Source organism: Streptococcus infantis, assembly GCF_047463315.1.
GTDB lineage: Bacteria > Bacillota > Bacilli > Lactobacillales > Streptococcaceae > Streptococcus > Streptococcus infantis_AB.
Window position 1 is genome coordinate 164,280 of the sequence record NZ_JASHEB010000004.1, and the last position, 25,192, is coordinate 189,471.

Annotated in this window: 24 protein-coding genes; 12 read left to right on the top strand and 12 right to left on the bottom strand. The window is 38.6% G+C overall.

Annotated features, from left to right (window positions below; translation table 11 throughout):
- Nucleotides 1-6: 6 nt before the first annotated feature.
- The 3 genes from QM857_RS06005 (at nt 7) to lacG (ending at nt 3,635) form a co-directional block, all read left to right on the top strand.
- Nucleotides 7-324, top strand: a complete 318-nt coding sequence (locus QM857_RS06005; protein ID WP_049496380.1) for a PTS lactose/cellobiose transporter subunit IIA — start codon at nt 7-9, stop codon at nt 322-324.
- Nucleotides 324-2,015 carry a lactose-specific PTS transporter subunit EIIC gene (locus QM857_RS06010; protein ID WP_414275368.1) on the top strand — a complete coding sequence of 564 codons (1,692 nt, stop codon included), beginning with the start codon at nt 324-326 and terminating at the stop codon, nt 2,013-2,015. Before QM857_RS06005 ends, QM857_RS06010 begins: the two co-directional genes overlap by 1 nt.
- Nucleotides 2,016-2,228: 213 nt before the next feature.
- On the top strand, nt 2,229-3,635 hold the full coding sequence (gene lacG, locus QM857_RS06015; protein ID WP_414275369.1) for a 6-phospho-beta-galactosidase: 1,407 nt from the start codon (nt 2,229-2,231) through the stop codon (nt 3,633-3,635).
- A gap of 38 nt (nt 3,636-3,673) precedes the next feature.
- Here the strand turns inward: lacG and QM857_RS06020 are convergent, their stop codons facing one another.
- From QM857_RS06020 to nrdH, 4 genes are all read right to left on the bottom strand, one after another.
- Nucleotides 3,674-4,441: a DeoR/GlpR family DNA-binding transcription regulator gene (locus tag QM857_RS06020; protein WP_254724155.1), complete on the bottom strand. Its 768-nt coding sequence runs from the start codon at nt 4,439-4,441 to the stop codon at nt 3,674-3,676.
- A 130-nt stretch (nt 4,442-4,571) separates the two neighbouring features.
- The gene (gene nrdF / locus QM857_RS06025) at nt 4,572-5,534 is read right to left on the bottom strand and encodes a class 1b ribonucleoside-diphosphate reductase subunit beta (protein WP_036757519.1); all 963 of its coding nucleotides are present in this window, start codon (nt 5,532-5,534) and stop codon (nt 4,572-4,574) included.
- Nucleotides 5,535-5,671: 137 nt separating this feature from the next.
- The gene (gene nrdE / locus QM857_RS06030; protein ID WP_414275370.1) at nt 5,672-7,831 is read right to left on the bottom strand and encodes a class 1b ribonucleoside-diphosphate reductase subunit alpha; all 2,160 of its coding nucleotides are present in this window, start codon (nt 7,829-7,831) and stop codon (nt 5,672-5,674) included.
- Between the two features lie 69 nt (nt 7,832-7,900).
- A complete protein-coding gene (gene nrdH, locus QM857_RS06035) occupies nt 7,901-8,119 on the bottom strand; it encodes a glutaredoxin-like protein NrdH (protein WP_225750293.1) in 219 nt (72 codons plus the stop codon).
- A 360-nt stretch (nt 8,120-8,479) separates the two neighbouring features.
- Here nrdH and QM857_RS06040 point away from each other — a divergent pair, with 360 nt between their 5' ends.
- From QM857_RS06040 to udk, 3 genes are all read left to right on the top strand, one after another.
- Nucleotides 8,480-8,743, top strand: coding sequence for a phosphocarrier protein HPr (locus tag QM857_RS06040; RefSeq protein WP_000146952.1), 264 nt, complete (start codon nt 8,480-8,482; stop codon nt 8,741-8,743).
- Nucleotides 8,744-8,747: 4 nt separating this feature from the next.
- A complete protein-coding gene (gene ptsP / locus QM857_RS06045; RefSeq protein ID WP_414275395.1) occupies nt 8,748-10,481 on the top strand; it encodes a phosphoenolpyruvate--protein phosphotransferase in 1,734 nt (577 codons plus the stop codon).
- Between the two features lie 121 nt (nt 10,482-10,602).
- Nucleotides 10,603-11,241, top strand: coding sequence for a uridine kinase (udk, locus tag QM857_RS06050; RefSeq protein WP_006151141.1), 639 nt, complete (start codon nt 10,603-10,605; stop codon nt 11,239-11,241).
- 33 nt (nt 11,242-11,274) lie between these two features.
- Here the strand turns inward: udk and QM857_RS06055 are convergent, their stop codons facing one another.
- From QM857_RS06055 to coaB, 3 genes are read right to left on the bottom strand one after another with little or no spacing between them, the layout of a single operon-like run.
- Nucleotides 11,275-11,838: an ECF transporter S component gene (locus tag QM857_RS06055; RefSeq protein ID WP_414275371.1), complete on the bottom strand. Its 564-nt coding sequence runs from the start codon at nt 11,836-11,838 to the stop codon at nt 11,275-11,277.
- Nucleotides 11,822-12,373: a phosphopantothenoylcysteine decarboxylase gene (gene coaC / locus QM857_RS06060; protein WP_414275372.1), complete on the bottom strand. Its 552-nt coding sequence runs from the start codon at nt 12,371-12,373 to the stop codon at nt 11,822-11,824. Before coaC ends, QM857_RS06055 begins: the two co-directional genes overlap by 17 nt.
- Before the next feature lie 14 nt (nt 12,374-12,387).
- On the bottom strand, nt 12,388-13,074 hold the full coding sequence (gene coaB / locus QM857_RS06065; protein WP_414275373.1) for a phosphopantothenate--cysteine ligase: 687 nt from the start codon (nt 13,072-13,074) through the stop codon (nt 12,388-12,390).
- Nucleotides 13,075-13,307: 233 nt separating this feature from the next.
- On the opposite strand from coaB, the gene QM857_RS06070 reads away from it, so the two are divergent.
- Complete coding sequence (locus tag QM857_RS06070; protein ID WP_414275374.1) at nt 13,308-14,978, top strand: formate--tetrahydrofolate ligase; 1,671 nt, start codon at nt 13,308-13,310, stop codon at nt 14,976-14,978.
- Nucleotides 14,979-15,067: 89 nt separating this feature from the next.
- Here the strand turns inward: QM857_RS06070 and lysS are convergent, their stop codons facing one another.
- The 5 genes from lysS to QM857_RS06095 all read right to left on the bottom strand — a co-directional run bounded on the left by lysS (nt 15,068) and on the right by QM857_RS06095 (nt 19,548).
- Nucleotides 15,068-16,558 carry a lysine--tRNA ligase gene (gene lysS, locus QM857_RS06075; RefSeq protein ID WP_414275375.1) on the bottom strand — a complete coding sequence of 497 codons (1,491 nt, stop codon included), beginning with the start codon at nt 16,556-16,558 and terminating at the stop codon, nt 15,068-15,070.
- A gap of 134 nt (nt 16,559-16,692) precedes the next feature.
- Nucleotides 16,693-17,319, bottom strand: coding sequence for a histidine phosphatase family protein (locus QM857_RS06080; protein ID WP_414275376.1), 627 nt, complete (start codon nt 17,317-17,319; stop codon nt 16,693-16,695).
- Nucleotides 17,319-17,801, bottom strand: coding sequence for an aminoacyl-tRNA deacylase (locus QM857_RS06085; RefSeq protein ID WP_414275377.1), 483 nt, complete (start codon nt 17,799-17,801; stop codon nt 17,319-17,321). The genes QM857_RS06080 and QM857_RS06085 overlap by 1 nt, the downstream gene beginning before the upstream one ends.
- On the bottom strand, nt 17,801-18,643 hold the full coding sequence (locus QM857_RS06090) for a DUF368 domain-containing protein (protein WP_254729983.1): 843 nt from the start codon (nt 18,641-18,643) through the stop codon (nt 17,801-17,803). Before QM857_RS06090 ends, QM857_RS06085 begins: the two co-directional genes overlap by 1 nt.
- 104 nt (nt 18,644-18,747) lie before the next feature.
- A complete protein-coding gene (locus tag QM857_RS06095; RefSeq protein ID WP_254729985.1) occupies nt 18,748-19,548 on the bottom strand; it encodes a glycoside hydrolase family 25 protein in 801 nt (266 codons plus the stop codon).
- Between the two features lie 157 nt (nt 19,549-19,705).
- On the opposite strand from QM857_RS06095, the gene glmU reads away from it, so the two are divergent.
- From glmU to pcrA, 5 genes are all read left to right on the top strand, one after another.
- On the top strand, nt 19,706-21,085 hold the full coding sequence (gene glmU, locus QM857_RS06100; RefSeq protein ID WP_414275378.1) for a bifunctional UDP-N-acetylglucosamine diphosphorylase/glucosamine-1-phosphate N-acetyltransferase GlmU: 1,380 nt from the start codon (nt 19,706-19,708) through the stop codon (nt 21,083-21,085).
- Nucleotides 21,086-21,094: 9 nt separating this feature from the next.
- Nucleotides 21,095-21,640 carry an NUDIX hydrolase gene (locus tag QM857_RS06105; RefSeq protein ID WP_414275379.1) on the top strand — a complete coding sequence of 182 codons (546 nt, stop codon included), beginning with the start codon at nt 21,095-21,097 and terminating at the stop codon, nt 21,638-21,640.
- An 11-nt stretch (nt 21,641-21,651) separates the two neighbouring features.
- Nucleotides 21,652-21,963: a cell wall synthase accessory phosphoprotein MacP gene (macP, locus tag QM857_RS06110; protein ID WP_016465808.1), complete on the top strand. Its 312-nt coding sequence runs from the start codon at nt 21,652-21,654 to the stop codon at nt 21,961-21,963.
- 10 nt (nt 21,964-21,973) lie between these two features.
- Nucleotides 21,974-22,669, top strand: a complete 696-nt coding sequence (locus QM857_RS06115) for a 5'-methylthioadenosine/adenosylhomocysteine nucleosidase (protein WP_414275380.1) — start codon at nt 21,974-21,976, stop codon at nt 22,667-22,669.
- 121 nt (nt 22,670-22,790) lie between these two features.
- Nucleotides 22,791-25,079 (top strand): DNA helicase PcrA, encoded by a 2,289-nt coding sequence (pcrA, locus tag QM857_RS06120; protein ID WP_414275381.1) that lies wholly within the window; start codon nt 22,791-22,793, stop codon nt 25,077-25,079.
- Nucleotides 25,080-25,192: the final 113 nt, after the last annotated feature.

The window sequence follows — 25,192 nt, forward strand, 5'->3', positions numbered from 1 at the left end:
TCTATCATGAATAGAGAAGAAGTAACACTGTTAGGTTTTGAGATTGTTGCCTATGCTGGCGATGCTCGTTCAAAACTCTTAGAAGCTCTGAAAGCTGCTGAAACTGGTGATTTTGCAAAAGCGGATAGCCTAGTCGAGGAAGCTGGTTCTTGTATTGCAGAAGCTCACCACGCGCAAACTAGTCTTTTAACCAAGGAAGCTGCTGGTGACGATTTGGCTTATAGCGTGACCATGATGCATGGCCAAGATCACTTGATGACAACTATTTTGCTAAAAGATTTGATGCATCATTTAATTGAACTTTATAAAAGAGGAGCTAAATAATGAATAAGTTAATTGCCTTTATCGAGAAAGGAAAACCTTTCTTTGAAAAACTATCTCGTAATATCTATCTTCGTGCTATTCGTGATGGATTTATCGCAGGAATGCCAGTCATTCTATTCTCAAGTATTTTTATCTTAATTGCCTTTGTACCAAATTCATGGGGATTCCAGTGGTCAGATGATGTAGTGGCACTATTGATGAAACCTTATAGCTATTCAATGGGTATTCTCGCACTTTTGGTTGCTGGTACGACTGCTAAATCATTAACAGACTCTGTTAACCGTAGCATGGAAAAAACCAACCAAATCAACTATATGTCAACTCTATTAGCTGCTATTGTTGGTTTATTGATCTTGGCAGCTGACCCAATTGAAGGGGGCTTTGCAACAGGTTTCCTCGGAACAAAAGGTTTGCTTTCAGCTTTTCTAGCAGCCTTTGTGACTGTAGCAATCTATAAAGTTTGTGTGAAGAATAATGTTACTATTCGAATGCCTGACGAAGTTCCACCAAATATCTCACAGGTCTTTAAAGATGTTATTCCATTTACGCTTTCTGTCGTTTCCCTTTACGGTCTTGACTTACTTGCTCGTCAATTTGTTGGCGCAAGTGTAGCAGAATCAATCGGAAAATTCTTTGCACCTCTATTCTCAGCAGCTGATGGTTATGTTGGTATTACGATTATTTTCGGTGCTTTTGCTTTCTTCTGGTTTATTGGTATCCATGGACCTTCTATCGTTGAGCCTGCAATTGCTGCTATTACATATGCCAATGCTGAAGTAAATATGAACCTTCTCCAACAAGGTATGCACGCTGATAAGATCCTTACATCTGGTACACAAATGTTCATCGTCACTATGGGTGGTACAGGAGCAACCCTTGTAGTTCCATTCATGTTTATGTGGTTGTGTAAGTCTAAGCGTAACCGTGCCATCGGACGTGCTTCAGTAGTTCCTACATTCTTCGGTGTAAACGAACCAATCTTATTTGGTGCACCACTTGTTTTGAACCCAATCTTCTTTATCCCATTCATCTTTGCACCAATTGCAAACGTATGGATCTTTAAGTTCTTTATTGAAACACTTGGCATGAACTCATTTACTGCCAACCTTCCATGGACTACACCAGGACCTCTTGGTATTGTTCTTGGTACAAACTTCCAGTTTTTATCATTCGCTCTCGCAGCATTATTAATTGTAGTAGACGTTGTTATCTACTATCCATTCCTCAAGGTTTATGATGAACAAATTCTTGAAGAAGAACGTTCAGGTAAAGCTAATGATGAATTAAAAGAAAAAGTAGCTGCAAACTTTAACACTGCAAAAGCAGATGCTATTCTTGAAAAAGCTGGAGTAGATTCAGCACAGAATACAATTACTGAAGAAACAAACGTCCTCGTTCTTTGTGCGGGTGGAGGAACAAGTGGTCTTCTTGCCAATGCTTTGAATAAAGCCGCAGAAGAGTATAAAGTTCCAGTTAAAGCTGCAGCAGGTGGCTATGGAGCCCACCGTGAAATGTTACCAGAGTTTGATTTGGTTATCTTAGCACCACAAGTTGCTTCAAATTTTGAGGATATGAAAGCTGAAACAGATAAACTAGGCATCAAATTGGCGAAAACAGAGGGTGCTCAGTACATTAAATTGACACGCGATGGACAAGGTGCTCTAGCCTTTGTTCAAGCTCAATTCGATTAACGATAGGGACTGTGAAACAGTCTCCTATCGTAACGGAAATCGCTATGGCGATTTTCCTAATCGCCTTGTTAATTCGTCGGTAAAAACATATCGTTTTTACCTCCTCATGTCACAATTCGGTGGCTTGGAACAAGAAGTGAGATGGAGATGGATGGCTCACTAACTCCTCTCCCCTCACTTTTCATTTTATCCAATCAAGAAATAGGTGAAAAAATGACAAAAACACTTCCTAAAGATTTTATTTTTGGTGGCGCAACTGCAGCTTATCAGGCAGAAGGTGCGACTCATACAGACGGTAAAGGACCTGTTGCATGGGACAAATACTTAGCAGACAACTATTGGTATACTGCTGAACCAGCAAGTGATTTTTACCATAAATATCCAGTAGACTTACAGTTGGCGGAAGAATATGGCGTAAACGGAATTCGTATTTCTATTGCTTGGTCACGTATTTTCCCAACTGGTTATGGTGAAGTCAATCCAAAAGGGGTAGAATTCTATCATAAGTTATTTGCAGAATGTCATAAACGTCATGTAGAACCATTCGTAACTCTTCACCACTTTGATACTCCGGAAGCTCTTCACTCAAACGGAGACTTCTTGAATCGTGAAAATATCGAACACTTCGTAGATTATGCTGCCTTCTGTTTTGAAGAGTTCCCAGAAGTCAACTACTGGACAACCTTCAATGAAATTGGCCCAATCGGTGATGGTCAATACTTAGTCGGTAAATTCCCTCCAGGGATTCAGTATGACCTTGCCAAAGTCTTCCAATCTCACCACAATATGATGGTTTCTCATGCGCGTGCTGTGAAATTGTATAAAGACAAAGGGTATGAAGGTGAAATTGGAGTTGTGCACGCTCTTCCAACTAAGTATCCGTTGGATCCTAAAAATCCTGCAGACGTACGTGCGACTGAGTTGGAAGATATCATCCACAACAAATTTATCTTGGATGCTACTTACCTTGGACACTATTCCGATAAAACTATGGAAGGTGTAAACCACATTCTTTCAGTTAATGGTGGTGAGTTGGATCTTCGAGACGAAGACTTTGTGGCACTTGATGCAGCTAAAGACCTGAATGACTTCCTTGGAATTAACTACTACATGAGTGATTGGATGGAAGCCTTTGATGGTGAAACTGAAATCATCCACAATGGTAAAGGGGAGAAAGGAAGCTCTAAATACCAAATCAAAGGTGTTGGACGTCGTGTAGCTCCTGACTATGTACCTCGTACTGACTGGGACTGGATCATCTACCCTCAAGGTTTGTATGATCAAATAATGCGTGTCAAGAAAGATTATCCAAACTACAAGAAGATCTACATCACTGAAAACGGACTTGGATACAAAGATGAATTTGTGGAAAACACTGTTTACGATGATGGCCGTATCGATTATGTGAAACAACATTTGGAAGTATTGTCTGATGCGATTGCCGATGGTGCAAACGTCAAAGGATACTTCATCTGGTCATTGATGGACGTCTTCTCATGGTCTAATGGTTATGAAAAACGTTACGGACTCTTCTACGTTGATTTCGATACACAAGAACGTTATCCTAAGAAATCTGCACATTGGTACAAGAAATTAGCTGAAACAGGCCTTATTGAGTAGATGTAACGATAAAAAAGTCTCACCATTGGTGAGACTTTTTAAGGTGTCGACTTAATAATTTTTGTTTGTTTAGACAAAGTTTTTAGGGTTTCTTGGCTAAGTTTTGAATCTGAAATAATCGTATCAATATCAGCGATATTATAGAAAGTATAAAAATCAAACTTATTAAATTTACTGTGGTCAGCAAGAAGAATCTTTTTATTAGCATTATTTAATGCTAGCTTTTGGACTTCACCTTCATCTTCGCTAAAAGTAGCGATAGCATGATCTTTTATACCATTGCAACTAACAAAAGCTTTAGAGAATTGAAGACTTTCGATATCTTGGAGCGTTAAGGTTCCGACAAAGGCACCAGTGATTTCTCGATAATTTCCACCAATCAAAATTAAATCAGTCAGTTTTCGTTCATTCAAGATAATGAAAACAGGAAGGCTATTTGTTACTACACGAATATTATCTATTGGAAGTTCACGCGCAAAGAACTCAAGAGTAGTACCTGGACCGATAAAAATCGTTTCTCTTTCTTCAACTAAATGACCAGCAAATTTTGCGATTTCTTGTTTTTCAGCAATCTGAAGACCTTGTTTTTCGACATTTGAGCGTTCATTTGCTAACAGAGAACCAGAACGAAGTTTTTCAGCGCCTCCATGCACTCGAACAAGTAGATCCTTGTCAGCTAACTCTTGCAGATAACGTCGAGCAGTCATATCAGAAATATCTAAACGATTCATTATTTCTTTAACTGTGATGGTTCCTCTTGTATTAACAATCTCTAAAATCACATCTAGTTTTTCTTGTTTTAGCATTGAATCACCCCCATATCCAATATCATTTTATCATATTTTAAACATCTAAGCAACTTAAATAAAACAAAAATAAACAAAAACAAAAAACATCTGTGTTTATTTTTAACTCAGATGTTTTTATATTTTTTAATTAGTCTAATCCGTAATTATAATCATCGTCCTGCATAGCTTCAACTTCACCAAGTAGATATCCGTTACCAACTTGAGAGAAGAAGTCGTGGTTGGATGTACCAGTTGAAATCCCGTTCATAACAATTGGGTTTACATCGTCAGCTGAGTCAGGGAAGAGAGGATCTTGTCCTAGGTTCATAAGAGCTTTATTGGCGTTGTACCGAAGGAAAGTTTTCACTTCTTCAGTCCAACCAACACCATCATATAAACTCTCTGTATAACCTTCTTCATTTTCATAAAGTGTGTAAAGAAGGTCGTACATCCAGTCTTTTAATTTTTCTTGCTCTTCTTCTGGTAATTCGTTAAAACCAAGTTGGAATTTATAACCAATATATGTTCCGTGAACTGACTCGTCCCGAATGATGAGTTTGATGATTTCAGCAACGTTTGCCAACTTGTTATTTCCTAGATAGTAGAGTGGAGTGAAGAAACCAGAGTAAAAGAGGAAGGTTTCAAGGAATACACTAGCCACTTTCTTTTCAAGTGGTGTTCCGTTAAGGTAAATCTCATTGATGATTTGTGCCTTTTTCTGAAGATATGGGTTTGTATCAGTCCATTCAAAGATTTCTTCAATCTCAGTCTTGGTATTCAAGGTTGAGAAAATAGAAGAATAAGATTTAGCGTGGACAGATTCCATGAATTGGATGTTGTTAAAAACAGCTTCTTCGTGAGGAGTACGAATATCATCGCGAAGAGCATTTACCCCTGTTTCAGACTGCATGGTATCCAAAAGTGTCAAACCGCCAAAGACTTTTCCTACCAAGTCTTTTTCTTGATTTGATAACTTTCTCCAGTCATCTAAGTCATTAGATAAGGGAATACGTGTATCCAACCAAAATTGTTCAGTTAGTTTTTCCCAGGTTGATTTATCGATGACATCTTCGATAGCATTCCAGTTAATGGCTTTGTAGTAAGTTTCCATTACAAATCTCTTTCTTTTGATTTTATTAAAATAGTGATGAATGTTCTATCCTTGTGTGATTGGGTTACCGCACAAAAAGTCGGTACTCCGACTTTTTGATGTTACCTTATCTTTGTAAACAAGATTTTAGTGAGATTTTAAATCACACAGCTTTCACATTGGTTAGCACCAACTTCACCGCCGTCATCTGTGTAGGTACGAACGTAGTAGATAGACTTAATGCCCTTGTTAAATGCGTAGTTACGAAGGATAGATAGGTCACGTGTTGTTTGTTTGTTCTCTTTCTTCCATTCGTAAAGACCTGTTGGGATATCACTACGCATGAAGAGAGTAAGTGAAAGCCCTTGGTCTACGTGCTCAGTTGCAGCAGCATAGACATCGATAACTCTACGCATATCCATGTCATAGGCAGAAGTGTAGTAAGGAATAGTTTCAGTTGATAATCCTGCAGCAGGATAGTAAATCTTACCAATTTTCTTCTCTTGACGTTCTTCAATACGTTGAGTAATTGGGTGGATAGAAGCAGACACGTCATTGATGTAGCTGATAGAACCATTCGGCGCTACAGCAAGACGGTTTTGGTGGTAAAGTCCATCTGCTTTAACTTTATCTCGAAGTTCAGCCCAATCAGCTGCAGACGGGATAAAGATTCCTTCAAAGAGTTCTTTAACACGATCAGATTTTGGAACAAATTGACCAGACGTATACTTATCGAAATAAGTACCATTTGCATAGTCTGATTTCTCAAAGTTGTGGAAGGTAATGCCACGTTCACGCGCAATATTGTTTGATTCTACCAAAGTCCAGTAATTCAAAAGCATAAAGTAGATGCTTGTAAATTCAACAGACTCAGGAGATCCATATTCGATCAATTGCTGAGCAAGGTAGCTGTGAAGTCCCATAGCTCCAAGTCCAAATGTATGAGCTTGGCTGTTTCCGTGGTCGATTGTAGGAACAGCGACGATGTGAGAACTATCTGTAACGAAAGTTAAAGCACGTACCATTGCACGGATCGAACGTCCAAAGTCAGGTGAAGTCATCATGTTGACCACGTTTGTTGAACCAAGGTTACATGAAACGTCAGTACCCATTTTAAGGAATTCTTGCGCATCATTGATAAGACTTGGTTCTTGGACTTGAAGAATCTCTGAACACAAGTTACTCATGATGATCTTACCATCGACAGGATTAGCGCGGTTTGCTGTATCGATGTTGACTACGTAAGGATAGCCAGATTCTTGTTGTAGTTTAGAAATTTCAGTTTCCAAATCACGCGCCTTGATCTTTGTCTTACGAATGTTTGGATTTGCAACTAGCTCATCGTATTTTTCAGTGATGTCGATATAGTTGAAAGGTACTCCATACTCTTTTTCTACAGAATATGGGCTAAATAGGTACATTTCTTCATTCTTACGAGCCAATTCGTAGAATTTATCAGGTACCACAACACCAAGCGAAAGTGTCTTCACACGAACTTTTTCATCAGCATTTTCTTTCTTAGTAGAAAGGAAAGCGATAATGTCTGGGTGGAAGACGTTGAGGTAAACAACCCCAGCACCTTGACGTTGACCGAGTTGGTTTGAGTAAGAGAAGCTGTCTTCGAAGAGTTTCATAACTGGTACGACACCAGAGGCAGCACCTTCATATCCTTTGATAGGAGCTCCAGCTTCACGAAGGTTGCTGAGGGAAATTCCGACACCACCACCGATACGTGACAGTTGAAGTGCTGAGTTGATAGAACGTCCAATAGAGTTCATATCATCTGTTACCTGAATCAAGAAACAGGATACCAATTCACCACGACGTGCACGGCCTGCATTCAAGAAAGAAGGTGTAGCAGGCTGGTAACGCTGGTGGATGATTTCATTGGCAATATCAATCGCGATAGCTTCGTCACCATCAGCAAAGTAAAGAGCGTTAAAGAAGACACGGTCTTCCATGCTCTCAAGATAGTACTCTCCGTCATTAGTTTTCAAGGCATATTGATTGTAAAACTTGTATGCTGCCATGAAAGACTTGAATTGGAAGTTTTGATCCTTAATAAATTGGTAAAGCTCTTCTAAGAATTCTGGACGATATTTCTTGATAAACGCTGTTTCGATATAGTCTTGTTTAATAAGATAATCGATTTTATCAGTGATAGAATCAAAAACCATAGAATTTGGTACAACATTTTCTTTAAAGAAAGCGTCCAAGGCTTCTTTATCTTTGTGGAGCATGATTTGTCCATTAACAGGACGGTTGATTTCATTATTTAGACGGAAGTAAGTTACATCCTCAAGTTGTTTTAATCCCATAAAATTTCCTTTAATTCATTACAAAAGAAAGGCTTCTAAGATTGACATAGAAGCTTTTAATCCTGATACTTAAGCAAGTTCTTTAAGTTTTGCTGGTTGGAAACCAGAGAAAACTTCAGTTGGTGTTTGAATGATAGGAGCAGCGCTGAAGCCTAGCTCTTTAACTTGTTCAATAAATTCAGGTTGTTCATCAAGATTGATTTCGCGATATGCGATGTTGTTACTATCTAAGAATCGTTTGGTCATTTTACATTGAACACAATTGTTTTTAGAATAAACGGTTACCATTCTGTAACTCCTCTTTCAAAATTTAATTACTTCTTAAGTATATCAGAAAAAAAATCTTTGTCAACGAAGAAAAACTAAATATTGTAGAATTTTTTTAGATGAGAGTTATCTAAACACAATATATAGTGATTGCAAAAAATAAAACCCATAAATAACAGCGTTTTCTAAATGTTAAAATTATAAAAAACTATATGATGTATTTTGATACATAAAATAGAAGATTTTCAGCAAGTTATCTGAAAGGAAAAAGAAGAAATCCCATAAAATACTTGAAAAAATTCCTAGAAGGTGATATAATATCAAATTGTAAGGGTTATCAGATATAACTCAAAAAGAAAACATTTAAAGGAGAGTCAAATTATGGCTTCTAAAGATTTCCACGTAGTGGCAGAAACAGGTATTCACGCACGTCCAGCAACATTGTTGGTACAAACTGCTAGCAAATTTGCTTCAGATATTACTCTTGAGTACAAAGGTAAATCAGTTAACCTTAAATCTATCATGGGTGTTATGAGCCTTGGTGTTGGTCAAGGTGCTGACGTTACAATCACTGCTGAAGGTGCAGACGCTGATGATGCTATCGCTGCTATCTCAGAAACAATGGAAAAAGAAGGATTGGCATAAGGATATGACAGAAATGCTTAAAGGAATCGCAGCATCTGATGGTGTTGCAGTTGCTAAAGCATATCTACTCGTTCAACCGGATTTATCATTCGAGACTATTACAGTCGAAGATACAAATGCAGAAGAGGCTCGTTTGGATGTTGCTCTTGAAGCTTCTCAAAACGAGCTTTCTCTTATCCGCGAGAAGGCTGTAGGTACGCTTGGTGAAGAAGCAGCGCAAGTATTTGACGCTCACTTGATGGTTCTTGCTGACCCTGAATTGATCGGTCAAATTAAAGAAACAATTCGTGCTAAGAAAGTAAATGCAGAAGCAGGTCTGAAAGAAGTTACAGACATGTTTATCACAATCTTTGAAGGCATGGAAGATAATCCATACATGCAAGAACGTGCTGCTGATATTCGTGACGTTACTAAACGTGTTTTGGCAAATCTTCTTGGTAAGAAATTGCCAAACCCAGCTTCTATTAATGAAGAAGTGATCGTGATTGCACATGACTTGACTCCATCAGATACTGCTCAATTGGATAAAAACTTTGTAAAAGCTTTTGTAACAAACATTGGTGGACGTACAAGTCACTCAGCTATCATGGCTCGTACACTTGAAATTGCAGCTGTATTGGGTACAAACAACATCACTGAACTTGTAAAAGATGGTGACATTTTGGCTGTTTCAGGTATTTCAGGTGAAGTGGTTATCAACCCAAGTGAAGAACAAATTGCAGAATTCAAAGCAGCTGGTGAAGCTTACGCTAAACAAAAAGCTGAATGGGCTCTTTTGAAAGATGCTAAAACTGTTACTGCAGATGGTAAACACTTTGAGTTGGCAGCAAATATCGGTACACCTAAAGACGTTGAAGGTGTGAACGAAAATGGTGCGGAAGCTGTTGGTCTCTACCGTACAGAATTCTTGTACATGGATTCTCAAGATTTCCCAACGGAAGACGACCAATACGAAGCTTACAAAGCGGTTCTTGAAGGTATGAACGGTAAACCTGTTGTTGTTCGTACAATGGATATCGGTGGGGATAAAGAACTTCCTTACTTCGATCTTCCTAAAGAAATGAACCCATTCTTGGGCTACCGTGCTTTACGTATCTCAATCTCTGAAACTGGTAACCAAATGTTCCGTACACAATTGCGTGCATTGCTTCGTGCATCTGTTCACGGTAAATTGCGTATCATGTTCCCAATGGTTGCTTTGTTGAAAGAGTTCCGTACTGCTAAAGCTATTCTTGAAGAAGAAAAAGCAAAATTGGTTGCTGAAGGTGTTGCTGTTGCGGATGATATCCAAGTTGGTATCATGATTGAAATCCCAGCTGCAGCTATGCTTGCAGATCAATTTGCCAAAGAAGTTGACTTCTTCTCAATTGGTACAAACGACTTGATCCAATATACAATGGCGGCAGACCGTATGAACGAACAAGTTTCATACCTTTACCAACCATATAATCCATCGATCCTTCGTTTGATTAACAACGTAATCAAAGCAGCTCACGCTGAAGGTAAATGGGCTGGTATGTGTGGTGAAATGGCTGGTGACCAAACTGCTGTTCCACTTCTTGTTGGAATGGGCTTGGATGAGTTCTCTATGTCAGCTACATCTGTTCTTCGTACACGTAGCTTGATGAAGAAACTTGACACAGCTAAGATGCAAGAATACGCTAACCGTGCTCTTACTGAATGTTCAACAATGGAAGAAGTTCTTGAGCTTTCAAAAGAATACGTTAACTTCGAATAATCATTAAAAACCTTGTAACTTTGGTTGCAAGGTTTTTTTGTTCTATTATATAGAAAACTCTGTCTGTAAAATTTCCAAAAATTATGGTAAAATAGACAACGGAAAATACAAGGAGGCAACTATGCAAAATAGACCAATCATTATCGGAGTAACAGGAGGTTCTGGAGGAGGAAAAACAAGTGTTTCTAAAGCAATTTTATCTCATTTTCCCAACGAAAAAATTGCTATGATCGAACACGATTCCTACTATAAAGACCAATCTCATCTAACCTTTGAAGAACGAATCAAGACTAACTATGATCATCCTTTTGCTTTTGATACTGACTTGATGATTGAGCAAATCAAGGAATTGTTGGCGGGTCGTCCTGTAGATATTCCTACCTATGATTATGCTGCCCATACTAGAAGTTCGAAAACCTATCGTCAAGAACCTCAAGATGTCTTTATCGTAGAGGGAATCTTAGTTCTAGAAGACAAACGCCTTCGTGATTTGATGGATATTAAGATTTTTGTAGATACTGATGACGATGTACGTATCATTCGCCGTATCAAACGTGATATGGAAGAGCGTGGTCGTAGCTTGGATAGCGTTATTGATCAATATCTTGGTGTAGTAAAACCTATGTATCACCAATTCATTGAACCTACAAAACGTTATGCTGATATTGTGATTCCTGAAGGAGTAACCAATACGGTAGCGATTGATTTGTTGACTACTAAGATTGAAAAGATTTTAGAAGAAGCTCGTTTAGCTCAATAATAACTAAAAAAACTGTATCTCTTGATACAGTTTTTATTGTTTAATTTTCTCAAGTCTTGGAACAATGGCAAGAGTTAAAACAGCCGAGATAACTAATTCTGCTATCGAATTTGTAGAGATAACAGTCGCTAATAGTTTTTGAATATTTCCATCAAAAACATTACCAAAGAGGAAGAAGATACCACCTAAGACAAATACTGTATTAGTCAGTGAGCCAAGTGCACCTGCGAAGATCAGTCCGGCTTTTCCCTTTAGCAGTTTATAAACGAAATAAGGTGTCAAACCAATCAAGATACGTGGGACAATTGCAATCACAACTGAATATAGGTTACCATTAGGTACAAAAGGTGAGAAGAGATAGCTGGTTGGAAGAATTGTGAGAGTATTTACAGTCAAGCTAATCATTCCCATTAAGAAACCTAATGTTGCGCCAATTCTTGGTCCATAGATAATACTTGCAATAATGACTGGAATGTGGACGATAGTTGGTTTAATAGGAAAGGGCAGCACGTTAAATAGGATTGAGCTTAGTAAATGAATAACAATCATAATGGCAAAAAAGATAGCGATTGGAGCAATATTAGAGCGTTTGTTCATGAATTTTATCCTTTATTTCTTTTAAAATAGTTTCGAGATCAGCGAGAGCACCAGGACCGATATCACCACAGGCCAGTAGTGAATCTTTGGGAGAAATAATTGTATAACCATAATCTTCTAAAGTTTTAAGATTAGCTTGGGTCGCAGGATGGTCATACATCTTTGTATTCATAGCTGGAGCCAATAGTTTAGGTACAAAGTGTGGCAAAGCAAGAGCAGTAGCAGTCACCATATTGTCAGCAAAACCGTGAGCTAATTTAGCGATTGTATTGGCTGTAGCAGGAACTACGATAAATAAATCTGTTTCTTTTCCTATTTGAATGTGATTCACTTGATCTGGAAAAGGTTCCTGCATGACATCGAGATGTACTGTATTTTGAGAGAGTACTTGTAAGGTTAATGGCTGAATGAATGCAGTTGCTGCCTGAGTCATAAGAACAGTAACAGAATGCCCCTGTTTTTTCAAAGAACTAACTAGGTCAACTGTCTTATATGCGGCAATAGATCCAGTAATAGCGAGTGTAATACGGGCCATAATATTCCTTTCTTTTAGTCATAGTTTTTGATTTTCTCGAGAAGCAAATCAGCAATTTCTTGTTTACTCATAGCAGTTTGGAAAGAATTTTTTTCAACTAAGTAAGCCTTATGTTGGTCGCTACTAATCTGAGTAAGGTCGTTTGCAACAATTAAATCAGCTTGGTTCTTTTCAAGACTTTCCTGAGCAACTTGAATCAGATGTTCCTGACTGACATCAACCAGTAATTTAAATCCTATCATGTGAATCTTAGGATTCCATTCTTTAACAAGAGTTATGATTTTTGGATTCTTTTTGAGAAATAGAACCTGGACGTCTTCCTTAGATGAGATTTTGGTTTCCTGATTTTTCTTATCTAAAAACTCTGTTAAATCTTGACTAGCTTTAACCTCATCAAATCCAGTCATATAGACAGGAGTGTAATCTGATACAGCCATAGAATGGATTAATACCTGGTAATCCATTACCTTATCTTTCATGACTTGGAGCAAATCAGCTGTATTTTTTATTTCGATGATGGTCAAGTTTGGATGACTAACTGGCTTAACTGCCTGAAGAGTGGTAATCAAACAAACTTCATGACCAGCTTTTAGAAGAGTTTCAGTAATAATCTTACCTAGTCTACCAGAAGAGTGGTTGGTTATTGAACGAACACTATCAATTGCTTCGCTAGTACCACCAGAAGTAACTAAAATTTTCATAGAACTATTGTACAAAAAAATGAGCATTAAGTAAAATGAAAGCGATGTAACAAGGGCCGAAAATAGGATGTTAATCCATAGTTAAAATCTATAAAGGCATATAAAAAATTAAATAGAGATAAAGAAAGTCTGTTATTTAGCCATATTCACGAACGTTACTAATCATAATGACTGTTAAAAATCTTGTTTTATGATATAATGAATTAACACATTAGAGGCTAGAGGAGTTTTTTATGAAAACAGATATTGAAATTGCACAGAGTATTGAGTTAAAACCGATCGTTGATGTTGTTGAGAAACTTGGTATTTCATATGATGATTTGGAGTTGTATGGAAAGTACAAGGCTAAACTAAGCTTTGACAAGATTCGTGAGGTTGAGGCAAATCCAGTTGGTAAGTTGATTCTTGTTACAGCTATCAACCCAACCCCTGCTGGTGAAGGAAAGTCAACCATTACCATTGGTCTTGCTGATGCTTTGAATAAGATTGGTAAGAAAACAATGATTGCCATCCGCGAACCTTCTCTTGGCCCTGTTATGGGTATTAAAGGTGGAGCTGCTGGGGGTGGTTATGCCCAAGTGTTACCAATGGAAGATATCAACCTTCACTTTACTGGAGATATGCACGCTATTACAACTGCCAACAATGCTCTCTCTGCCTTGATTGACAATCACTTGCACCAAGGAAATGAGCTAGGAATCGACCAACGTCGTATTCTCTGGAAACGTGTAGTGGACTTGAACGATCGCGCTCTTCGTCACGTAACAGTCGGCCTCGGTGGTCCTCTTAACGGTATTCCACGTGAAGATGGATTTGATATCACTGTTGCTTCAGAGATCATGGCCATCCTTTGCTTGTCAACTGATATTGAAGATTTGAAACGTCGTTTGGCCAATATCGTCATTGGTTACCGTTATGACCGTACACCTGTTTCAGTGGGTGATCTACAGGTTGAAGGTGCCTTGGCATTGATTTTGAAAGATGCTATCAAACCAAACTTGGTTCAAACAATCTATGGTACACCTGCCTTTGTACATGGTGGTCCATTTGCCAATATCGCACACGGATGTAACTCTGTCTTGGCTACAACTACAGCCCTCCATTTGGCAGATTACACAGTAACAGAAGCAGGTTTTGGTGCAGACCTTGGTGCAGAGAAATTCCTCGATATCAAAACTCCAAACTTGCCAACTGCGCCAGATGCAGTAGTTATCGTTGCAACCCTTCGTGCTCTTAAGATGAATGGTGGAGTTGCTAAGGATGCTCTTACAGAGGAAAATGTGGAAGCAGTTCGTGCAGGATTTGCAAACTTGAAACGCCACGTTGAGAATATCCGTAAGTTCGGTATTCCAGCAGTTGTTGCTATTAACGAATTTGTATCTGATACAGAAGCAGAAATCGTAGCCTTGAAAGAACTTTGTGCTTCCATTGATGTTCCGGTTGAGTTAGCTAGCGTATGGGCTGATGGAGCAGAAGGAGGAGTGGCTCTAGCTGAAACTCTTGTTAAAACAATTGACGAAAACCCAGCTAACTACAAACGTTTGTATGACAATGACCTTTCAGTACAAGAAAAGATTGAAAAGATTGTCACTGAAATCTATCGTGGAAGCAAAGTAAACTTCGAGAAAAAAGCTCAAACTCAAATCGCCCAAATCGTACAAAATGGTTGGGACAAATTACCAATCTGTATGGCTAAAACTCAATACAGTTTCTCAGATAATCCAAATGCTCTTGGTGCACCTGAAAACTTTGAAATTACTATTCGTGAATTGGTACCGAAACTTGGTGCAGGCTTTATCGTTGCACTTACTGGAGACGTTATGACCATGCCTGGACTTCCAAAACGACCAGCTGCTCTCAACATGGATGTTGAAAGCGATGGAACTGTTCTTGGATTATTCTAATAAGAAAATTTAAAGACAAGCTCAACATCGAGTTTGTCTTTTTGAAATTACTAAAAAATCTCCTAGATGATGACTAGGAGATTTGTTTTTTATTTCATTGTTGGGAAAAGAAGTACGTCACGGATAGTAGTAGTATCTGTGAGGAGCATGCAGAGACGGTCAATACCGATTCCCAAACCACCTGTTGGTGGCATACCATATTCAAGGGCTTCAATGTAGTCGTAGTCAATGCCTGTTGCTTCATCGTCACCAAGTTCTTTGGCTTTAGCTTGAGCTTCAAAACGGCTAAGTTGATCGATTGGGTCATTCAACTCAGTAAAGGCATTACCGTATTCTTTAGTCATGATGAAGAGCTCGAAACGATCTGTAAAGCGCTCATCTTCAGGATTCTTCTTAGCAAGTGGTGATACAGCTACTGGGTGACCGTATACAAATGTTGGTTGAATCAATGTTTCTTCAACAAATTCTTCAAAGAAGGCATTGATGATGTGACCAACTTCTGTGTAGTGTTTTTCAACTGGAACTTTCTTCTCACCTGCGATAGCTTTAGCTTCTTCGAAAGTCATGTCTTGCCAGAAATCTACACCAGTAATTTCCTTGATAGCATCCACCATGTGTACACGTTTAAATGGTTCGTTAAGTTTGATCTCAGTTCCTTGATAGATAACTGGAGCGTCGCCTTTAACAGCTTTTGCAACGTGTTGGATAATGCCTTCAGTCAAGTCCATGATATCTTGGAAGTCTGCATAAGCTTGGTAAACCTCGATAGAAGTGAACTCAGGATTGTGTGTAGCGTCCATTCCTTCGTTACGGAAGATACGACCGATCTCATAGACACGTTCCATACCACCAACGATAAGGCGTTTCAAGTGAAGCTCAGTAGCGATACGAAGTACCATGTCGATGTTTTGTGCATTGTGGTGTGTGATGAATGGGCGAGCAGCAGCACCACCAGCTTCATTGTGAAGCACTGGTGTTTCTACTTCAAGGAAACCTTGAGCATCGAGGTAGCGACGGATTTCAGAAATGATTTTTGAACGTGTGACAAAGCGGTCGAAGCTTTCACGGTTAGAAATCAAATCGAGGTAACGTTTACGGTAGATTGTTTCAACGTCTGAAAGTCCGTGGAATTTCTCAGGCAATGGACGAAGGGCTTTAGACAAGTGTGTGATGTGAGTAGCCTTGATAGAGAGTTCTCCCATATCCGTACGCATCACTTCACCCTCAACACCTAGGAAGTCACCAAGGTCAGCTTTCTTAAAGATTTCGTAGTTTTCTTCACCGACAGCATCTTTACGAACGTAGATTTGAATTTGGCCTTCGCGGTCTTGAAGGTGAGCAAAACCGACCTTACCTTTCCCACGTTTTGTGACTAAACGTCCAGCAATAGTAGCAGTTTCGTTTAATTCGTGTAGTTGCTCTTTATCAAGGTCAGCAAATTTATCTTTTAGTTCTTGAGAGTTAGCAGTACGTTCAAAACGTTTACCGAAAGGATCAATTCCTTGGTCACGGAGTGCGGCCATTTTTTCACGGCGAACGATCTGCTGGTCATTCAATTCTTCCATATGTTCTGTTGACATGAGTTCCTCCTAATTTTAATCGAATTTTGAAATAATAAATCAAATTTTCACGATACTCCATTTTATCATAAATAGTCGAGAAATTCACGGATATTCTATAAAAACTAAAAAGAACTTGACGTAATAGATCAAGTTCAATTATTTTTTTGATAAGAAGTATCGTTCCAAGTTTTTAGAATGAATTTTTTAAAGTCTTCAGTTTCTATAATTGTCAGACTAGAATTGGCCAAACCGCCATCTTTGCGGAGAAGAGCTTCATTGTAGCCTAAAAGAGTACGAAGACTTGCAGTAAGGTTAGCTCCATGACCAACCAGTAAGAGTTGTTCAGCCTTCGTGTTTTTCAAAGATTTAATAAATTGAATAGTACGTTGAGTTGTGCTATAGAGTGATTCAGCTTCAAACATACTCGTATCAAACTTGGCTAAGTTTGTTTTAAAGGCTTGAATTTGCTGCGGATAGATTGCATTTAAAGTAGCAATTTTTAAACCTTCTAGTTTGCCAAGGTGCCATTCTCTTAGTTCAGGTACACTTTGCAAAGGACATGGATTTGTCAGTTGGCTTTGGATAATTTCAGCTGATTTTACCGCTCTCGGTAAATCACTCGAATAAATCTTGTCAAAAGGGATATCTTTCAGATATTGACCCAAGTCCTTTAAGGTATCAATAGACTCAGGAAGAAGTGGGGAATCTCCACCAGCGCCTTGAAAGCGACCCTCTAGATTCCAGACTGTTCGACCGTGACGGACAAAGTAAAGTTTCATCAGTTTATCTCCTCCAAGATATCAACAAAGCTGGCTTTTACAAAGTTTGCCAATTCTTTAGGTGCGATGATGATACTGTGCCCGACCTCGCCAGCTGAGACAATCATTTTTTCCAATTTTAAAGCTGTTTCATCAATAAAAATAGGGTAGTTGTGTTTTTGTCGGATACCGACAGGGTTATTTGCACCATGAATATATCCAGTTATTTTTTCTAAATCCTTTTGCGGAATCATACTCACTTTTTTGTTACCAGAAATCTTTGCTAATTTCTTTTCAGAAAGATGTTCAGTAATAGGAATAATCCCAATAACTGGACCAGTCTTGTCCCCTAAAAGAGCTAGTGTTTTAAAAATGTGATTTCTCTCATACTCAGAAGGAAGCTCTCCCTCTAAAGCATTGATTTGAATCCCTTGGTGTTCAACACCTGCCTTAGCTAATATTTGCTCGACTAAGGTCTTCTTTACTTTAGTTTTTTTTGCCATTATTTGTACTTATCCTCCAATTGACTCATCCAGATCCCTAACCAAATGCCAAGAGCAAAAAAGAAGGCGATGATGACATAGGAAACAAGTGATAAACCACTGTAGTTAATGCTTTCGGCATTACCCGCATTTGGAATCAATATCAAGAGTGTACTTGAAAGAACGATTGCAATGATGAAGTGATAAACACGAGAGTGATACACTCGAAGAGCGTAGTCCATCAATTTTGAAAGAATAATAAGAGTGGCAGCAGCCCCAATTCCTATTGGAAGAAAGGTACCAAATAAATCAAAAGTTTTAAATCCAGTTAACATTGGAGTATAAAGTCCTAAGATCAAAAGAAGATTTGAGGGGCTTAATCCTGGAACCAAGATACCTAGAGCAAGCAGAGCACCAGCTAGGATAAAACTTGTGAAACTTGCGCTGAGTGAACCAACAACAAAGTTTAAAGCATAAAGACCAATTCCAGAAACAATAAAGGTCACCCAAAACCAGATAAGATCGACTTTGTCTCTTTCTGAATCTTGAGTAGCCTCCCTTACAAGGCTTGGGACTGTACCAATAATGGCACCCGCAAAACTCCATAAAACATAAACCTGATAGTGCTCAAGGAGGTACTCAATTGGATAAGAAAACAGCCCAATACCTAGTAACATCCCAATAGCAACAGGTAAGAAATAAAGAATATCTTCTTTTAGGTTTTTGAATGGATGGGCAAGGAAACGAATCATTCTCTCATAGATACCCAAAATAGCTGCCAGAACACCACCAGATATACCAGGTAATATAAATCCTAGCGCAATAACAATTCCTTTAATCATTTTTGAAATCCAAGATAACATAAACTCTCTCCATATTTATTCTCTAAAATTCTCTTCTTGTATTATATCACAAAGTAAGAGAAATAAAAAAGCAAGCAGAAGGAATATCTGCTTGCTGATTGAAATTAAGGTTTTAAGAATAGTTTTCTAAACGTTTCTTCCTTATCTTTTGATAAAGAAATAAGATTTAAGTCTAGATGATGTTCAAATCCAACCAGGTTCCCTTTTGATGTATATTGATGAAGATCAAAGTCAAGGTCTGTATTTGGTGAACTTTCAAAATAGCCCGAATCTACACCATAGGAAGGAATCCAAATAGCTGAAAACTTATCTGTACTAATGCTATGCTCCTCCATGAAGTAAACACCGATGTAGATACCGATGTTTTTAGCACCTAGAGATTCTAGTTTAGCACGGAAAGCTTCAACCCCTTTATTCATGTCTGACATGGTTTTTTCTTCGACATCTAACCAATAGTAGCTAGGGTTGTATGGGGAAGCTGAATTGTAGAATGCTTCAGCAGCCTTTTCCATTTCCTCTACACTTTTTCCAGATACATATGCATAGACAGCAACTGGAATATTCCTTTTTTGGAATTCTGTGATATGACTTTTATAAGCTTTATCTGTTCCATTCGTATAAGATGCATCGTTCTCAGTAGTAATCTGGTTTCCTCCGTGGACTCGAACAATAGCACCAGAGATGTTTTTAGATAAAATATCATAGTTGATCTCTGACGGTCTTTGCCAACCAGAGATATCGATGATAGGCTTATCCAAGTTATGTAGAGCTTGTGTTTCTATTTGAACTGGATTTTGTTTGGTTTTTACAGGATGTTCTTCGAATCGTGGACGATTGAGAATCAAGAGTCCTATAAAAGCAGCAAATATAATAACTATAAAAGCTGGATGAATTTTTTTTCTCATACCTCTATAGTTTATCGTAAATAATGAAAAAAATCAAAATATTTACTCAAAATTGAGTAATGACAGTCTTTTGAGTGGTATTGAGTTCATCAAATTTGTGTATCGTGAACTAAAATGTGGTATAATAATAAAGAATTTCTATAGAAAAGAGAAAAATATGGCAAATTATGCAATTATTTTAGCTGCGGGTAAGGGTACCCGTATGAAATCAGATCTACCTAAAGTTATGCACAAGGTTGCGGGAATTTCAATGCTTGAGCATGTTTTTCGTAGCGTTGGGGCAATTAATCCTGAAAAAACAGTTACCGTAGTTGGACATAAGGCTGAACTTGTAGAGCAAGTTTTAGCAGGACAGACTGATTTTGTCAGACAATCTGAGCAATTAGGTACTGGTCATGCAGTTATGATGGCCGAACCAATTCTTGAAGGCCTTTCTGGACAAACATTGGTTATTGCAGGTGATACACCATTAATCACGGGTGAAAGTCTAAAGAACTTGATTGATTTCCATGTAAACCACAAGAATGTAGCAACAATCTTAACTGCAGAAGCTGACGACCCATTTGGTTATGGACGTATTGTTCGTAATGATAATGCTGAAGTGCTAAGAATTGTTGAACAAAAAGATGCGACTGATTTTGAAAAACAAATCAAAGAAATTAATACAGGAACCTATGTTTTTGATAACGCTCGTCTCTTTGAGGCACTTAAGAATATCAATACCAACAATGCTCAAGGTGAATACTATATTACTGATGTGATTGGTATTTTCCGTGAAGCTGGTGAGAAGGTAGGAGCTTATACTCTGAAAGACTTTGATGAAAGTCTCGGTGTAAATGACCGTGTCGCACTTGCTACAGCAGAAGCTGTAATGCGTCGTCGTATTAACCAAGCACACATGGTCAATGGGGTAAGTTTTGTAAATCCAGAAGCAACTTATATTGATGTGGATGTTGAAATTGCTCCAGATGTACAAATTGAAGCTAATGTAACCCTCAAAGGTTCTAGTAAGATTGGTGCTGAGACTATTTTGACGAATGGAACTTACATTGTCGATAGTACTATCGGTTCAGGTGCAGTGATTACAAAATCAATGATTGAGGAGAGCACGGTTGCTGATGGTGTTACAGTCGGACCTTTCGCTCATATTCGTCCAGGGTCTAGCTTGGCAAAAGATGTTCATATTGGAAACTTTGTCGAGGTAAAAGGTTCTAGTATTGGAGAAAATACAAAAGCTGGTCATTTGACATACATTGGTAACTGTGAAGTTGGCAGTGACGTCAACTTTGGTGCTGGAACAATCACTGTGAATTACGATGGTCAACACAAGTTTAAAACTGTCATCGGTAACAATGTCTTTGTCGGATCTAATTCAACGATTATCGCTCCAGTAGAACTAGGGGATAACTCTCTTGTTGGCGCAGGTTCAACAATTACTAAAGATGTGCCTGCTGACGCTATTGCCATCGGGCGAGGTCGTCAAGTTAATAAGGACGAATATGCAACTCGTCTCCCTCACCATCCTAAAAACAAATAGGAGTTAACCATGGAATTTGAAGAGAAAACACTCAGCCGTAGAGAAATCTATAAAGGTCCTATTTTCCAATTGGTACAAGACCAGGTCGAACTTCCTAATGGAAAAGGGACAGCTCAACGTGATTTGATTTTCCATAATGGTGCAGTATGTGTTCTTGCAGTTACTCCAGATAATAAGATTGTTCTAGTCAAGCAATATCGCAAGGCGATTGAAAAAGTTTCTGTTGAAATTCCTGCAGGAAAACTAGAAATTGGAGAAAACGCTGATCCTGAAGCAGCAGCCCTTCGTGAATTGGAAGAAGAAGCTGCCTACACTGGGAAACTGACTCTTTTGTATGATTTCTATTCTGCTATTGGTTTCTGTAATGAGCGATTAAAACTTTATTTGGCAAGTGATTTGACAAAGGTTAATAATCCACGTCCACAGGATGAAGATGAAACTTTAGAATTACTTGAAGTTAGTCTTGAAGAAGCTAAACAACTAATCCAGTCTGGTGATATTTGTGATGCCAAGACTATCATGGCTATCCAGTACTGGGAATTACAAGAAAAATAGGGGAGGAACCTATGGGAAAACCTTTATTAACAGACGAAATAATCGAGCGTGCAAATCGTGGTGAAGATATCTCTGGTCCCACTTTAGTGGATGATCAAGAGACAAAGATATTATCTACTTCATCCCAACATTATAGAGCTTCACGTTCAAGTGATCATGGATTTAGTCAAGATACCCTAACGATTGAGGTTGAACCGCAAATCCATAAAAGTCGTCGAATTGAAAATACTAAGAGAAATGTCTTTAACTCAAAACTGAATAAGATTCTATTTGCTGTTATTCTTCTCTTGATTTTGCTAGTTTTAGCAATGAGATTTATTTAAGGGGAATGTCATGAAAATTGGAATTATAGCAGCTATGCCTGAAGAGCTAGTTTACCTGGTTCAACATTTAGAAAACGCTCAAGAAGAGACGGTATTAGGAAATCACTATCATACAGGCAATATTGGTTCAATCGAGCTTGTCTTGGTCGAGAGTGGAATTGGTAAAGTCATGGCTGCCATGAGTGTCGCAATCTTAGCTGATCACTTTAGAGTGGATGCTGTCATCAATACAGGTTCGGCCGGTGCTTTGGCAGCAGGTATTGAAGTCGGAGATGTGGTCATTGCTGATAAGCTAGCTTATCATGATGTTGATGTAACTGCTTTTGGGTATGAATACGGTCAAATGGCCCAACAACCACTCTACTTTGAAACAGATAAAAAGTTAGTTAGCTTGATTCAAGAAAGCTTGTCTAAACTAAACCAAAATTGGCATCTAGGTTTGATTGCGACCGGTGATAGTTTTATTGCGGGTGACGATAAGATTAAAGCTATAAAAGAACATTTTCCTCAGGTGCTTGCGGTTGAGATGGAAGGAGCGGCTATCGCTCAAGCAGCTCACGCGCTGAATCTACCTTTCTTAGTTGTCCGTGCCATGAGTGATAATGCGAATCACGAAGCTTCTATTTCATTTGATGAATTTATCGTAGAAGCAGGACGCAGATCGGCTCAAGCCTTGTTGACACTTTTACAATCTATTCATGATTAAAATAAAAAGAACACTTGTTAGTGTTCTTTTTTTAGGAAAAAAAGAAGCTTGTCTCTGATAGAGTTATTTTCAGTCTTTTTTGATATAATAGAAACATTGATTTGAAGAATAGGAAGAGAAAATGAACCCTTTATTAAACGGTATGAATGACCGACAAGCTGAAGCGGTCCAAACAACAGAAGGTCCACTGCTGATCATGGCGGGGGCTGGTTCTGGTAAGACACGAGTTTTGACCCATCGTATTGCCTACTTAATTGATGAAAAGATGGTTAATCCCTGGAATATTTTAGCCATTACCTTTACGAATAAAGCAGCACGCGAGATGAAAGAACGTGCCTATGGGCTCAATCCAGCTACACAGGACTGTTTGATAGCGACCTTTCACTCTATGTGCGTCCGTATCTTACGTCGTGATGCGGATCATATTGGTTACAATCGTAACTTTACCATTATCGATCCAGGTGAGCAGCGAACGCTGATGAAACGCATTCTCAAGCAGTTGAACTTGGATCCTAAAAAGTGGAATGAACGCTCTATTTTAGGGACCATTTCTAATGCTAAGAATGATCTAATTGACGATGTTGGTTATGCTGCTCAGGCAGGAGATTTATATACAAACATTGTCGCTAAGTGTTATGAGGCCTATCAAAAGGAACTCCGTCAATCTGAGTCAGTTGACTTTGATGATTTGATTATGCTTACACTTCGTCTCTTTGATCAAAATCCTGATGTCTTGACTTACTATCAGCAAAAATTCCAATATATCCATGTCGATGAGTACCAAGATACCAACCATGCCCAGTACCAACTGGTCAAACTGTTGGCTTCTCGTTTTAAAAATATCTGTGTTGTTGGGGATGCGGACCAGTCTATCTACGGTTGGCGTGGTGCTGATATGCAGAATATCTTGGATTTTGAGAAGGATTATCCTCAAGCCAAGGTTGTCTTATTGGAGGAAAACTATCGCTCAACCAAAACCATTCTCCAAGCAGCAAATGACGTTATTAAAAACAATAAAAATCGCCGTCCTAAGAATCTATGGACTCAAAATGCGGATGGGGAACAAATTGTCTACTATCGTGCCAACGACGAACAAGATGAGGCTGTTTTTGTAGCCAAAACCATCGATGAACTTGGTCGTAGTCAAAACTTCCTTCATAAAGACTTTGCAGTCCTTTACCGTACCAATGCCCAGTCACGTACTATTGAGGAAGCTCTGCTCAAGTCTAATATTCCTTATACCATGGTTGGTGGTACCAAGTTCTACAGCCGAAAAGAAATCCGTGATATCATTGCTTACCTCAATCTCATTGCCAACCTAAGTGATAATATCAGTTTTGAGCGTATCATCAATGAACCAAAGCGTGGTATTGGACCAGGTACTGTTGAGAAGATTCGTGATTTTTCTAATTTGCAAGAAATGTCCATGCTAGATGCTTCAGCAAATATCATGTTATCAGGTATCAAAGGTAAAGCGGCTCAGTCTATTTGGGATTTTGCAAATATGATCCTCGATTTGAGGGAACAACTTGATCGACTTTCAATCACTGAGTTGGTAGAAGCAGTATTAGAAAGAACAGGTTACGTTGATATCCTGAATGCCCAAGCAACCTTGGAGAGTAAGGCTCGGGTTGAAAATATCGAGGAGTTCCTCTCTGTTACGAAAAACTTCGATGATAATCCTGAAAGTGACGAAGAGGAAACAGGACTAGATAAACTTAGTCGATTCCTGAACGACTTGGCTTTGATAGCAGATACGGACTCAGGTAGCCAAGAGACGTCTGAAGTAACCTTGATGACTCTTCACGCGGCCAAAGGACTCGAGTTTCCAGTTGTCTTTATCATCGGGATGGAGGAGAATGTCTTCCCACTTAGTCGTGCCTCTGAAGATCCAGATGAATTAGAAGAAGAACGTCGTTTGGCCTATGTAGGAATCACACGCGCCGAGAAAATTCTCTATCTAACCAACGCTAACTCTCGCTTGCTTTTCGGACGTACAAGTTACAATCGTCCGACCCGTTTTATCAACGAGATTAGTTCAGATTTGTTGACCTATCAAGGTTTGGCTCGTCCAACAAATACTAGCTTTAAATCTTCTTATACAAGCGGAAACACTACATTTGGTCAAGGAATGAGTCTGGCACAAGCTCTTCAAGAACGAAAACGGAATACTGCGCCTACATCTATCCAATCAAGCGGTTTACCATTTGGACAATTTGCATCTAATAGTAAATCGTCATCTAGTGAAACTAGCTGGTCTATCGGAGATATTGCTCTTCATAAAAAATGGGGTGAAGGAACTGTGCTTGAAGTTTCAGGTAGCGGATCAACTCAGGAATTGAAAATCAATTTCCCAGAAGTCGGTTTGAAAAAACTTTTGGCTAGTGTAGCACCGATTGAGAAAAAGTAAGTTTCTAAACGAATAAAATATCCTCTTGAAATAGCAAGAGGATATTTTTTTGATTCTCTTATCACAAGATTGTGATAGTTTACAATTTTTAACAAATAGCTTTTTAAACTTCA